Raw genomic sequence first — 12,486 nt, 5'->3', positions numbered from 1 at the left:
GCCGAACGCAGCCGATCCGGCTGTTTGATTCGGGGGGAAACTCATGACCAATATTTTCGGTTTCAACCGTGCGACGCGCTGCACGCTGCTCGCGGGCATTGCCGGGTTGGCGATGCTGCCCGTGCTCGCTTCGGCGCAGGACGCTGTGGCCGAAGAGCAGCCGCGCGACAGCGACCAGGAGATTACGACCTCGCAGGATATCGTGGTCCAGGGCCAGATCGGCTACCGCAACCGTGTCGACGGCGCCGAGCCGGTGCTCGAATATGGCACCGAATATTTCCAGCGCTTCGAGCCGCTGACCGCCGGCGACGCCCTTAAGCGCGTGCCCTCGGTCACCTTCCTCTCGGACGTTATCGAAAGCGACGGTCCGCGTCTGCGTGGTCTGCCGCCGGGCTATACCCAGATCCTGATCAATGGTGAGCGCGTTCCCGGCGGCCAGGCTGACCGTTCGTTCTTCCTCGACCGCATTCCGGCCGAACTGATCTCGCGGGTCGAGATCGTGCGCTCCAACTCGGCACGGCGCACGGGCGATGCGGTAGCGGGTTCGCTCAACATCGTGCTGCGCGACGGTTATCAGCTCGACGGCGGCTATGTGCGCGGCGGTGCGCTTTATTATGATGACGAGGAATTCGAACCCAGCTTCGGCGCGGTGTTCGGCGGCAAGGTCGGCCCGGGCCGTCTGCTGGTCGGTGGCAATTTCCAGGGGCGTCACAACCCCAAGCTCAAGTCGAGCCTGCGCTACAGCGACTCGCCCGAGAATAATCCCAGCTTCGCAACGCAGGACTTCGTCAATCGCGAGGATCAGACCGACACGCGCGACGGCAAGGATTATTCGGTCAACGCCACTTATGAGATCGATGGCGGCGATACGAACTTCCAGATTCGCGGCTTTTATGTCCGCACGGATCGCACTGAGTCCGAGCGCAGCTACGAGTATAACAGCCCGACCGCGATCAACGGTCCAGTGCGTAATGGCGCTGCCAGCGGCAACCTGCTGACCGACAATGCGAATGTGAACGAGATTGATCAGGAAAACTATACGATCGACGGAAAACTCTCGCACGAATGGTCGGCGGGCAAGACCTCGCTACGCATCGGTTATGCCAATTTCACCGACAAGCAGCGCGAGACCGAATTCGAGGTCGATTTCGACCGGGCAACCCCACGTTTCACCGGCGACCTGACCACAACCGACATCGACGACAGCGAATTCACGGTTAAGCTGGAGCATGCCGTCGATCTCAGCGATGAGATCAAGCTGGTTTTTGGCGGTTTCTATCAGGACAAGGATCGCGACACCGCAATCCTGACGGTGCGCAACCGCTTCAATGTGGCTGCGGCGCGAAACTGGAACCAGTTCCAGCAAAACCCGACCAGCCTCAACACCGCCTTCGGCGCACTCGCTCCCGAGCCGGGCAGCGTGAACACCATCGAGGAACGTCGCATCGACGGCTTTGCGCTGGTCGAAGGTCGCCACGGCGGCTTCTCCTGGGAAGCCGGCCTGCGCTACGAGACGACCGACCTGAACATCGTCGATGCGACGGTTCCGGCTGCCGGCGTACAGGGCAACGACTATGAGAAGCTGCTGCCCTCGGCCTCGTTCAAATACGACATCACTGACCGCGATCGGATCATCGGCTCGGTGGCGCGCACCAACCGTCGTCCGGAGTTCAACTTCATTTCGCCTGCGCTGCTGGAATCGGAACTGGGCGATAACGATCTCCTTGGCAATCCGCAGCTCGACCCGGAGACCGCCTGGGGCATCGATCTGGGCTATGAGCGTCGCATCGGGCGCGGCGGTATCGTCGGCATCAACTTCTTCTACCGTGACGTCCAGAACCTGATCGAGCTTACCAATACCGGCAGGGTCGGTTCGGAAGGTGCGGGCACGTTTGTGTTCCAGCCGCGCAATGTCGGCGACGGCAAGGTCTATGGCGTGGAATTCGACATGTCGACCGACCTCGGCTTTCTTGGCCTTCCGGATACGGGCATTTTCGGCAACGTGTCGTATCTCGACAGCGAGATCACCGATATCTTCGGCGACCGCCGGTTCAACGACCAGTCGAAATTCGTCTACAATTTCGGCGCGATCCAGGACCTGAAATCGATCGGGATGGCCTTTGGTGCCACTTATCGCAAACAGGGCCGCGCAGTGGGGCGGGTTATCGGTGAGGAAGTCACCACCACCTATGGTGCTGATCTGGAAATTTTCATCGAAAAGCGCTTCGGCAACAGCCTGACGATCCGCGCCGTTGGCTCGAACCTGCTCAACGGCAAGAAGCGCGAAGTGTTCAACAAGTTCACCACGGTCGATGATCAGATCGACCGCAGCTTCGACGAATACGAGCTGGAGTCAGAAGAGGCTGGACCGGTCTTCCAGTTGATTGCACGCTACGCCTTCTGATCGCCCTGCCATTGCCGGGGGCTCGCTTCAGCCTCCGGCAATTGCCGCTTCCGTAAACCTGCACAAATCGCTACATTGCGGCCATGCCTGACTCCGCTGCCATCCGCCATGACCATCCCATCAGCGTCGATCCGTCCGAGATCGACTTCATGGGGCATGTGAACAACGCCCATTATCTCAAATGGGTGCAGGATGCGGTGATCGCGCACTGGCAGAATATCGCGCCGCCCCAGGCGGTGGCCGAGCATCTGTGGGTCGCGCTGAAGCACGAGATCACCTATCGCAAGCCCGCGTTTCTGGACGATCACGTGATCGCATCGGTCATGCTGGAAAAGGTGCATGGCGCGCGCGCCTTTTACGAGACCATCATCCGCCGCGGCGAGGATGTGCTGGCCGAGGTCAAGTCGAGCTGGTGCTGCCTCGACGCCGAAACGCTGCGCCCCGCGCGGCTGGCCGAGGATATCAAGCGGCGCTTTTTCGGCAGCTGACCCCTATCCGATCAGCCGATCAGCCCCAGGTTGATCAGGATCGTCAGGAACAGCAGCACGACGATAGCCGTGCAGCCTAGCAGCAGCGCCAGCCGGAAAATCCCGCCGATCCGCGACGTGCCATAGGCGTGGCGCAGCTGCCGGTACATGTGGAACGGCGCATAGAACAGCGCGGCGGTGATCACCAGACCCGGCATGAGGTTGAATTTCACCGACAATGTCACGACGATGAACAGCAGCGACATGAATGCGATCGAATAGGTTGTGAACACCGCATGGTCATAGAAGCGGTGGCCACGCCTCCCGATAGTGGCCAGCCAGACGAACGGGATCGATAGCGGAATCAGAAGCCAGGCGAATTTGTAGCCATTCGACTGCATCTTGTAGAGAAGCAGCTCCGGGTTCTTCTTGGCCTTGGCTGCGACTTTGTTGATCCACGCGTCGAAAGCGGGAAAGCCGGTGTTGACGTCGGTGTTGAACTCGAAATTTTCCGGGATCGGGGTGCCGTCTTCGGCCAGCAGCTCGGGATAGCGCGGCTTGCCCCCGGTCGCGAAGCTCAGCCCGTTCGCATCGGTTTTGAATTCCCGGATCTGCGCTTCGATCTTGGCGCGGGCCGGGGAATCCGCGGGCAGCTCTTTGAGCTCGGCCTCGCGCTTGGCGATCTTCTCTTCCAGTTTCGTCAGTTGGGCACGCATCGCGCCGCGCCAGTCGCCATTGTTGATGTCGACCAGATTGACGCCTTCTGATGCGGCCGATCCCGGTTTTTCTCCGGTGAAATTGGGCGAGCCGACATAGGAGAAGATTGCGAACATCAGGAAGATCGCAAACAGGAACAGCGCCATCGGGCTGATGAATTTCGCCCGTTCGCCGTGAATGTAGCGGCGGGTGAGGTGCCCCGGTTGCCAGGCGAGCAGCGGCAGCGTGTTCCAGAACTTGCCGTCGAAATGCAGCACCCCGTGCAGGATGTCGTGCCAGAAGGCCGAGATCGAGCGATGCACATGCGCCGCCTGACCGCATTGGTGGCAGTGCGGGCCGGCAAGGATCGTACCGCAGTTGAGGCATTGGCCATGGCCTTCGGCATGCGCTTCGCCTGCCTTGGGTTCGGCGACGCGCGCCCACATTCCGCCCTCGGCAATAGCGCCTGCCATTTCAAATTCGCCGCTCATTGCCGTTGTTGCCCCGCCGCCCTGTGTCTCGGCTGCCAGTGTACTGGCCATGGCAAAACCGGCCAAGCAAATTGTCTGGATCACGCCCCGGACTTTTGCCGTTGCGCGGGGCAATCGCGTGCGGCTAGGGCAGGGGAATGGCCCATTTCGATCCCAAGACCTATCGCAATGCACTGGGGCAGTTTGCCACCGGCGTTACCATCGTCACCACGCGCGATGCCGATGGCGTCCCGGTGGGAGTGACGGCGAACAGCTTCAACTCGGTGTCGCTCGATCCGCCACTGATCCTGTGGTCGCTGGCCCGCTCGGCCCGGTCGATGGCGGCGTTCGAGCAGGCTGGACAGTTCGCGGTGCACATCCTGGCGAGCGATCAGGACGATCTTTCCAACCGCTTCGCCTCCCGGATCGAGGACAAGTTTGCCGGGCTCGATATCGGGGAGGAGGGGCCGCCCAACATCCAGGGCTGTTCGGCAAGGCTGATCTGCAACACGCGGCATCTTTACGAGGGCGGCGATCATGTGATCATGGTCGGCGAGGTCGTCGATTACGAGAGCGAGGGCAAGCCGCCGTTGCTGTTCCACGGCGGCGGCTATGCCGATCGGGTCGCCCGCACCGCAAGCGACACGCCGCCGCCGGTGCTTTATGCGGTGGAGGGTCGGATCGCGACGATCACGCTCAACCGACCGGAAACGCGCAATGCGCTGGCCGAGGAGGTGATCGGCGCGCTCGTCACTGCGCTCGAAGCTGCCGATGCCGATCCCGATATCGACTGCGTCGTGCTGACCGGCGAGGGGCCGGGCTTCTGTTCGGGCGGCAATATCAAGCAGATCAAGGCTCTGACATCCGAGCAGCATATGAGCCCGATGCAACTCGAGAACTGGTACAAGACGCAGATTCAGCGCATCCCGATGACGATGGAGCGACTATCGGTCCCGGTTATCGCCGCGATTCGAGGGCATGCCATCGGTGCCGGTTGCGACCTTGCCTGCATGTGCGACATCCGCATCGCGGCGGAGGATGCGGTCTTTGCCGAGAGTTTCCTGCGCGTAGGCATCATCCCGGGCGATGGCGGCGCGTGGCTGCTGCCACGGATCATCGGCCATGCCAAGGCGACCCAAATGATGTTGACCGGCGAGTTCATCGATGCGGCCAAGGCCGAGCATTATGGTCTGGTGTCCGAAGTGGTGCCGGGCGACGCACTGATCGGGCGTGCCATGGAGCTTGCGAACATGGTGGCGCAATTCCCGCCTGCCGCGATTCGCAAAACCAAGCGACTGATCAAGGATGCGCGCGACGTGACGCTCGCCGAGCATCTCGATCAGGCGGCGATTTGGCAAGGGGTGCTGCAGCAGATGGACGATCATCGCGAGGCGATCGATGCCATTCTCGAAAAGCGCCCGCCGCGCTTCGAAGGCAAGTAGAGACAGACGACGCTGAGTATCGGGGCCTATGCAGCGGCGAACTGTGCAATTCTGGCGTTAACCTTTTCGAATCGACAGTCAACTTTGACTGATGATCGCCGGATTGCATCTGCACGACGGCCCTGCGTTTCGTCGGTGCTGCTTGCTGCTCGGCCCTGCGATACCAAAAATGGCCCCGACCTTGCGATCGGGGCCACCTGATCTAAGTTCTTGAAAAAGAACCTCTAAATCAGTTGCTCCAGCCGCCGCCCAGGACCCAGTCCCAGAAGCCGCGAACCGGCTGCTTGGTACGCTTTGCCATTTTTAGCACTCCATTTAGGGCGCGAACTACGAGACACGCCCAGAAAGAAGGCTAACAGAATGTAAAATGGTCAACAAGCCATTAACCAATGACATTGCGCGGCGCGGCGCGCGGCGATTCGCCACGGACTGGAATGCTTAGAATTTTCAAGGATTTGGGTGTTCAGGCAGCCTTGGCTGGCGAGTGATCAGCCAGATAATCGACCAGTGCCTCATAGGGCATGGGGCGCCCGATCAGATAGCCTTGGGCCTTGTCGCACCCCATCTGACCAAGCAGCTGGAGCGTCTCATTGTCCTCGACGCCCTCGGCCACCACCTCTTCACCGAGCGAATGAGCCAGTTCTATCGTCGAATTGACCATGATTCGGTCGGACCGGCTCGATACCAGCATGCGCACGAAGCTGCGGTCGATCTTGAGCTCCGTTGCCGGACAGCGCTTGAGATAGTCTAGCGTCGAAAAGCCGGTGCCATAATCGTCAATCGACAGTTGCAGCCCGATACCACGCAGGTCGCGCAGTTCCTGCATCGCCGATTCGGCACTGGACATCGCTGCGGTTTCGGTGATTTCCAGAATCAGGCGCTCGGCGGGAAGGCCGTGGCGGCGCAATGTCTGGACCACCATCGGCTTGAGATTTGCATGACCGATGAGCCGCGGCGACAGGTTGACCGCCATGTCGAACTTGCGCCCGCCCTTGTTCAGGCTGGCTGCGACCTGCACCGCGCGGTTGAGCACGTGTTCGGTCAGCTTTTCGATCCGATCATGGCGTTCAGCCGCAGTAATGAATTCCTCGGGATTGATCGGACCCTTTTCGGGATGCGTCCAGCGGACCAGCGCTTCCGCGCCGCAGATCTCGCCGGACAGCAGATCGAGCTTCGGCTGGAACGCGACCCAGACCTCACCATTGTCGATCGCAGCGTCAAGTTCGCCCAGCATGGTCACGCGCCATTCGGTCGCCTCGAGCTTGGTTGGATCATAGACGCGCCAATGCTCGCCGGCATTCTGGGCCTCCTGGCAGGCGAGTAGGGCGCTCGACATCCGGCTCTGGATCGACCGGCCGGGATCGGCATCGACCCCGAAGGCGATACCAAGGTCGATCAGGCGCCCGGAGACATTGGCAGGGCTGCGGAAAATGGCACTGAGACCGGCAAGCTGATCGCCGACATTGCCTACCGAACCGGCCGGAACCAGCCACATGAAAATGCCCTCGTCACCCTGATAGACCTTGCATCCTCCGTTGCCGAGCGACAGGCGCAGGATGATCTGCTCGACCAGTTCCTTTTCTGCAGCAGCAGGCAGAGCTGTGGCGGCTTCGGCATAGTTGTGGATGCGGGCCGCTATCAGTCCATCCTGGGTTTCGACGCCTTCTGCGCGAAGGGCGTTGAGATTGGGATGCCCCGAAACCTCGTTGACCATGCCACGCTCGTCGAACCGCTGGCGATGCAGCCGCCATGCCAGGTGACCCATCGAGCCGAGCATCAGGACTGTCGCCGGCATGATCTGCGTGTAGTGCCCATAGGATTCGAGCAAGAGCGGTAGCCCGAGCGCGCAACTTGGCAGCAGCACCAGCATTCCCAGCACCAGAGGCGTTCGCGAAACGCGCATCATCATTGCGGTGACGGCGAGAGCCAGAAGGAATGGCACCCACCAGCCATAAGTTCCCGGAGCGCCGGCCAGAAGGGTCTCGGCAGCCAGAGCTGCCACGAAAACGCTTGCCGATGGGCCGTGGCCGGGAACCGAATAGCGATTGCCTATGCCGTTGGCATTGGTGCCGATAATGACATCGCGGCCACGCACGCGCGAGACCACCGCGTCACCGCGGACAATCTCGCTCGCACTGATATACGGTAGAGAACCGATGGCGATTGAATAATCAATCGGGAACTCTTCATCGATCCCGCCACGAGCTCCCGACAGAACCGACGCGATCGACGGGACGACAAGGTCGCCGACCCGGTTGGCATATCGGGCCGACCAGACGATATTGTATCCGTTGATCCACACGTTCGTGTTCACGAGATGCGAGTATCGCCTTGCCTCATGCGGCGGAATGAGCGGAATTCGCTTGCCGGTCGAATCGTCGTTAGAAAAGGCGGCCGAAAGATAGACTTTTCCCGAATGGCTTTTCAGCGCCTCGATAAGTCGTGGTGCGCCCGGGTCATTTTTGAGGCCATTGATCGGGAAATCGAAGAAAATTCGTCGCGCACCGGCATTTCCGAGATTTTCTATCATCCGAGCATAGCGATCGGCCTTCCAAGGCCAGTCGCCCACTTCCTGCTGCGCCAGATTGTCGATGCCTACCACGACGACCTGACCGCTGGCATTGTGCTCACGCGCTTTGTTGCGGATGGCCAGCAAAAGGTCATCCAGCGGCTCAGCGAATTCTGCCACGCCGAACAACAGGCCCGACACCAGCGTCCAGATGAGCAGGATGCGCATCGGGCTGGCCGGTTTCTTGCTGTTACGAGTGGCGACGGACTTCATGTGGTTACTTCCTCGTAAACCGTCATACCCTGCAGGCGGTTAACCAAATGCAAATTTGCCTCGGATCGAAGGTTTCATCGGTCGCCTGCATCCGGCTCTGGTAGCAGCGGCCCATCCAACGATCGCGTGTGACGTCCAGAGCACCAAGTTACCGAAAACAGGACGGTTTTTTTGCGCCTCCCTGGCTTTTGCGAGCAAGCGGTCGGCAGTCCCTGCTGGCGCCGAGTCCCAATTCGGGACAGGCGGCGGCGCAACATGGCGGCCGAGGTCGGATGATAAGATAGCAAGTGCTAAGCGCGGTTTCGCGAAGCTGGTTGCCAAACGTGGTTAATGCGTGCGTAACGCCGCGTGGCGGAGCGCATTTCAGCTGCCCGGTTGGCGTATCCACTGGCCGGAATTGCGATATTCGGGGCGTATCTGGCTGTTATCGGGCAGGTTGCTGCCGCGCAGCGCATTCTCGCCGCCGCGCCGTGCGATTTCGGGCGCATAGGCAGGCACCGGGCTGCCCGATATCGCGGGATTGGCGACGGCAGAGGGGCGACCAAGCCGCTGGGCTTCGAGCGCGCCAGCATTCTCCGACTCCGCCTTCAGTCGGGCCGCCTCATAGGCCTTGGCCAGCACCAGCGGATCGAGCGGATCGACGCCGCCAGCCAGCGTGAAGACGGTGCGCGGCTTGGGTCCCGGAAAGGGTTCGCCGCCCAGATAGCGCGCGTTGAAGGCGATGCTGCGCCCCGCCGCACCCTGCCAGCGGTAGAAGCGATGCGCGCCGATGGTGCCGATATAATCGAGGCTGGGTGCCCAGTACGGGGAGACTTCGGTCGTGTGATAATGCGTTGCCGTGCCGACCGGGCGATAGACATAGCCGGCCAATGCACGTTCGGCGACGCGGCGTGCCCGCGCCCAGTAGATCGGGCTCGGTGTGCGCGCCATTGCGCCATCACAGCTGAAGGTGAACTGGCAGCCGCTGGCGCGTTCCGACCCCTGATAGACGACGCCGCACACGGTGTTGGGATAGCTCGGATGCATCACGCGGTTGAGCACGACCTGTGCGACCGCCTGCTGGCCAGCATCGGGCTCCATTGCCGCCTCGTAATAGATCGCAGCCGTCAGGCATTGAAGCGCGCGGGCATGATCGAGCGGCGATCCGGTTAGGGCCATGCCGTGCACCATGTAGGTGGCTGTGCCCGGGCCAGGCTCCTGATCGATGAGCACCGCAGGCGCGGGCGGCGCGAGCGAGCCTGCATCGTCGAGATAATAGAAGGCGGAGCCTGGAAAATTCTCTCCAGCATGCTCGAATGCCATGCCGCCTTCGGGCTGATAGCGGGGTGCGCGCTCGATCTCGTCGGCGCGCTGGGCGCGAACGATCTGCGAAGCTCCGACCGAAAGGACCAGCGCCAGCAAAAGCCAGGCGATCCATTCGCGCAGACCCATCGCGCCATGGGCTCTCAAGAGGGGGGCAAGGCGCGAAAGCATGGGGAGGAGCGTTATCCTGACGGTGGGGGAAGCGATATGATCGCTGTCACACGCCCCCGATAGCGCAAAACCATTACCAAATCAGCGCCCAAATTGCGCTGTCTCGCACAGGGACACGCATGGCAGCAGGCGTTAACAGGCTGAAAAGCCGGGGTGACTCGAAAGGGTCAGTAGCGCATCAGATCGAGCGAGAGCGTGAGTGCCTGAGGGATCATCCCCATCTTCACCATGCGTCCTGCCGTCCGCCAGAAACCCTGTTTGGTGCCTCCGTCACGCAGATGCGCCTGCATCAGTTCCAGCCCACCGCCGCTCATCGCCTCGGGCGAATATTTGATGCTGTCGATCACCTCGAGCCGCATCCGCGCGCCCACACCGTTGCTGCCCAGTACCGCATCGATCTGGTCGAGCGAGGGAAGGCTGGTGGCGCCTTCGAACGGATCGGGCAGGCCTGCGCGCCGCTGCTGCGCGGCATAGCGCGCGCACGCTGCCCCGATCGCCTGCACCAGAATGTGCTTCTCGCTCACCTGGTCGGGCGAACGGCGATAAAGGAACAGCCGGTCGGGCAGATTGTACAGGTCGTGGCGTTCGCTGACCCGCAGCCACAGGTCATAATCCTCGCAATGCCGGAACGCGGCGCGATAGCCGCCGAGTGACCGGATGACATCGCGGCGCATCATCACCGAAGGGTGGCACATCGCGCTCGCCGCCATCAGCCGCTCGCGGATGTCGGCGGGGTGTTCGGGATGGAAATCGCTGCATGGAAAGAACGCACCGTCGGCATCGAGCTCGTCGGTATTGGTCCCCAGCACCGCGATATCGGGATGCGCCTGCATCCAGGCGAGCTGTACGGCAAACCGCTCTGGCCGCGAGACATCGTCGCTGTCCATCCGGGCCACCAGCGGTGCGCGCGCCTCATCGAGCATGCGGTTGAGGCTGGCGATCAGGCCGCGATTTTCCTGGTGGATCGCACGGATGCGGCTGTCCTGCGCGGCATAGCGATCAATGATGGATCCTGATGCATCGCGCGAGCCATCGTTGACGATCAGGAATTCGAACCGCCCCTCGGTCTGGCCCAGGATGCTCTGGATCGCCTCGGCAACGTACCGCTCCGCGTTGTACACGCTCATCATGACCGAGATCAGTGGAGTATCGGGCGAGGACATGATCAGCGTAAAACCGGATGTGAGAAACTGACTTGCACAAATAGCTGCAACATCGCCTATCGCCAAACGGGTTAACCTATAATTGCCGCAGCTGATTTACCCTGTACCGGGTCAGCCAATAGGCACCCAGCCCGAAGAGCACACCGCCAACCGCCTGGCCGACCAGCACGCCCGGCGCTCCGGCCATCTGGCTGCCCAGCATCGCGAGTGGCAGGACGCCCAGCGTGTTGCGCCCCCAGTTGGTCCAGGTCGACCAGGACGCGCGATCCAGATTGTTGAAGCTGGCATTGGCGATGAACAGCAGGCCGTTGAAGAAGAACAGGGGCACGACGACCCAGGCAAAGGCATGGATAAGGTCCATGCCGCCCGCCGGCAGATCGAAGATCCAGCCGATCGCATCGACGCCGAGGATCAGCACCGGCCAGATGAGCAGGGTGAAGCCAGCGGCGAAGATCACTGCGCGGTCGATGGTGCCGCGCACCCTCTCGAGCTGACCGGCGCCGTAATTCTGGCCGATGATCGGGCCGATCGATCCCGACAGCGAAAACAGCAGGCAGAAGGCGAGCGGGATGATCCGGCCGATCACCGCATAGCTGGCCACCGATGCTTCGCCATAGACTGCGATCAGGCGGAAGGCGATGATGCCGCCCACCGGCGTCGCCAGATTGGTCAGCACCGCCGGCACCATGATCTTGCGGATGTCGGTAAGATTGGCAGCAAAACTCTCGCGCGAGGGCATGGCAAAGCCGCCATAATGGCGCAGGATCGGAATGATGCCCGTTGCTGCCATCATGATGATCGAGATGACCGTTGCCCAGGCTGCGCCGACAAATCCCCAGCCCAGGGCGAACATCAGGATCGGATCGAACACGGCATTGCCCATCGCCATCGCCAGCGTGGTATTCATCGCGCGCCGGGCGTCGCCATAGGCCCGCAACAGCCCCGAGCAGACCATGCCCGTGACCGTGACCGGGCCGAAAGGCGCCACGATGCGGATATAGCTGACCGCAGCGTCTCGGGCCGCTCCGCTGCCACCCATGAGCTCGACCCATTGCGGGGCAAAGATCCAGAAAACTAGCGCGATCACGCTCGATAGCGCGACGCCGATCATCAGCACCTCGCCCAGCAATGCACGGGTGCTTTCCGCGCGCCCCATGCCGATCCGCCGCGCCGCAAGTGCGCTGATCGTGATCATCAGGCCGATATTGAGCGACGAGTTGAGGAACAGAAGCGTACTGGCAAAGCCGATGCCCGCCGTCAGCGCGGGATCGCCCAGCTGCGAAATGAAGAAGAGATCGACGAAATCGACGACGAACAGCGCCAGCAGGCCGATGCTCGAGGTCAGCGTCATCACCGCCACGTGCCGCATCAGGCTTCCGGTCAGGAATTTGCCGCTGCCTGGCCTGGGTTGCGGGGCAGCTGCGACGCCCATGCCGGTCTCTTCCGATCCGGCATCGGTCGGGGTCATTTCGACAGTGGCATTAGCGGGGTCAGAAATGGCGGCGTGTCCGTCTGTTCGGTCGACATCCAGCGCCGCCCGGTGACGCCCATATAGTCGATCATCGCGTCAGCAAAAGCAGGTTTCTGAT

At 61.7% G+C, this 12,486-nt stretch carries 8 protein-coding genes; 3 read left to right on the top strand and 5 right to left on the bottom strand.

What is annotated here, in order from left to right:
• The first annotated feature begins 43 nt into the window (after positions 1 to 43).
• Together OPU69_RS09720 and OPU69_RS09715 are read left to right on the top strand one after the other, a co-directional pair.
• Entirely contained in the window at positions 44 to 2,404 is a 2,361-nt protein-coding gene (locus OPU69_RS09720) for a TonB-dependent receptor plug domain-containing protein (protein WP_498510667.1), read from the top strand.
• Positions 2,405 to 2,487: 83 nt separating this feature from the next.
• Complete coding sequence (locus OPU69_RS09715) at positions 2,488 to 2,892, top strand: acyl-CoA thioesterase (protein ID WP_498510665.1); 405 nt, start codon at positions 2,488 to 2,490, stop codon at positions 2,890 to 2,892.
• A gap of 11 nt (positions 2,893 to 2,903) precedes the next feature.
• On the opposite strand, the gene OPU69_RS09710 is transcribed toward OPU69_RS09715, so the two are convergent.
• Positions 2,904 to 4,109, bottom strand: a complete 1,206-nt coding sequence (locus OPU69_RS09710; RefSeq protein ID WP_498510663.1) for a DUF3667 domain-containing protein — start codon at positions 4,107 to 4,109, stop codon at positions 2,904 to 2,906.
• An 86-nt stretch (positions 4,110 to 4,195) separates the two neighbouring features.
• Between OPU69_RS09710 and OPU69_RS09705 the strand changes: the two genes are divergently transcribed.
• Positions 4,196 to 5,479 carry an enoyl-CoA hydratase-related protein gene (locus OPU69_RS09705; protein WP_082730690.1) on the top strand — a complete coding sequence of 428 codons (1,284 nt, stop codon included), beginning with the start codon at positions 4,196 to 4,198 and terminating at the stop codon, positions 5,477 to 5,479.
• 463 nt (positions 5,480 to 5,942) lie between these two features.
• Here the strand turns inward: OPU69_RS09705 and OPU69_RS09700 are convergent, their stop codons facing one another.
• The 4 genes from OPU69_RS09700 to OPU69_RS09685 form a co-directional block, all read right to left on the bottom strand.
• Positions 5,943 to 8,261, bottom strand: a complete 2,319-nt coding sequence (locus OPU69_RS09700) for an EAL domain-containing protein (RefSeq protein ID WP_060980208.1) — start codon at positions 8,259 to 8,261, stop codon at positions 5,943 to 5,945.
• Between the two features lie 363 nt (positions 8,262 to 8,624).
• Entirely contained in the window at positions 8,625 to 9,692 is a 1,068-nt protein-coding gene (locus tag OPU69_RS09695) for a cell wall hydrolase (RefSeq protein ID WP_498510660.1), read from the bottom strand.
• A gap of 209 nt (positions 9,693 to 9,901) precedes the next feature.
• Positions 9,902 to 10,897: a glycosyltransferase gene (locus tag OPU69_RS09690; RefSeq protein ID WP_060977905.1), complete on the bottom strand. Its 996-nt coding sequence runs from the start codon at positions 10,895 to 10,897 to the stop codon at positions 9,902 to 9,904.
• 76 nt (positions 10,898 to 10,973) lie between these two features.
• Positions 10,974 to 12,365: an MATE family efflux transporter gene (locus OPU69_RS09685; RefSeq protein WP_498510658.1), complete on the bottom strand. Its 1,392-nt coding sequence runs from the start codon at positions 12,363 to 12,365 to the stop codon at positions 10,974 to 10,976.
• Positions 12,366 to 12,486: the final 121 nt, after the last annotated feature.

This window comes from Blastomonas sp. 34TW, from assembly GCF_059803595.1.
Note: the sequence above shows the minus strand (reverse complement) of the source record. Positions and strands in the feature narration are given on the sequence as shown.